The sequence below is a fragment of the Massilia sp. CT11-108 genome, assembly GCF_047302915.1.
GTDB lineage: Bacteria > Pseudomonadota > Gammaproteobacteria > Burkholderiales > Burkholderiaceae_D > Telluria > Telluria orientalis.
Map to the genome: position 1 here is coordinate 1 of NZ_JBKYMO010000921.1, position 1,312 is coordinate 1,312.

At 65.8% G+C, this 1,312-nt stretch carries 1 protein-coding gene and 1 pseudogene; both read right to left on the reverse strand.

Translation table 11 applies throughout. From position 1 onward, the window contains the following. Positions 1-745: PAS domain-containing protein (locus ACEN88_RS32000; protein ID WP_413346221.1), on the reverse strand; the 745-nt coding region annotated here is incomplete at its 3' end. A 273-nt stretch (positions 746-1,018) separates the two neighbouring features. After that, a pseudogene (locus tag ACEN88_RS32005) lies at positions 1,019-1,312 on the reverse strand (TonB-dependent receptor); the annotation flags it as partial.

A 1,312-nucleotide genomic window follows, 5' to 3' on the forward strand; every position in this document is an offset into this window, starting at 1 on the left:
AACCCGTGCGCAGCAGGGCCAGCGCCTGCGGGCCGAAATCGTCGAGGCGGGCGCGCCGGCCGATGAGAGGCGTGCCCGTGTCGCGGGCCCAGTCGTGCATCACTTCGAAGCTGCCGTCTTCCTCGTCCGTTTCGACATAGCAGGCGCGCTCGAGTTCCAGATGCTTGCCGAGCAAGGTGCACGACCCTTCGATGATGTCGGACGGGTGGTGCAGGCGGCGCAGGCTGTCGACCACCTGCAGCTGCACGGCGTGGCGCCGCTCCAGTTGCACGCGCTGGGTCGTCTCGCTCGTCACGCACAGCATGCCGCGCACGGTGCCGGCATCGTCGCGCACCGGAGAATAGGCCAGCGTGAACCAGGCGTTGTACGGCTTGCCGTTGCGGTCGATCGGGCTCGGCACGTCCTCGCCGTACGTGGCGTGGCCCGCGAGGGCGCGTTCGACCAGCGGCTTCAGGCCGGGCCAGCGGTCGGGCCAGACCTGCGCCAGTGGGCGGCCGAGCGAAGCGGGATGGGTGCCGTCGAGGAGAGGGATGAAGGCGGCGTTGTACAGCAGCGCCAGGTGCGGGCCCCAGGCGAGGTACATGGGGAATTCGGATTCGAGGATCAGGCTGACCGCATTGCGCAATGCGGGGCTCCAGCGGTCCGGCGGGCCGAGTGGGGACGCCGACCAGTCATGGACGTGGTAACCGGCGCGGACGGCGCCGGTGCTGCCGAGGAGATGAAAGTCGCGCGTCGCTGCTTCCATGCCGATCGCTTCCGAGTCCGAAAGCGGTCATTTTATGCGCAAATGCATAAGCTGGAACGGCCATGAAAAAAAATACATTTTCCGCGCGAGAAACTCCGTTGATACCTGGAGAACAAAATGTCTCCGAAGGACCATTTGCGGCGGCAAACGTACAGCTGATGCCTAGGGGATGGGGCTTGATGGCAAGACTATAACGGACGTCCCGCCCGCGTGGCGCACGGGACGTCAATACGTCATCGCGTTACGGCGGGCTCCCCGTGCCCCCGATGGTCGTCAGAACTTCGCGCGCACGCCGAACGTGATGTTCCGCCCCGGCAGCGGCGCAATATCCTTCAGCAGCGACGTGGCCAGGCGGATGTCTTCGTTGAGCAGGTTCTTTGCCGTCACGAAATACGTCAGATCGACGTGTTCGAGCTTCTGCGTGTACGAGACATTGGCATTGACCTGGTTGTACGACGGCGTCGTGGACGTCTCGAACGCCGCGAGGCGGTCCTGGCCGCGGGCGTGCGTCCAGTCGAGGCCGGCGCGCCAGTGCGGCTGGCGGTAGCCGATCGCGGCGTTCGAGAC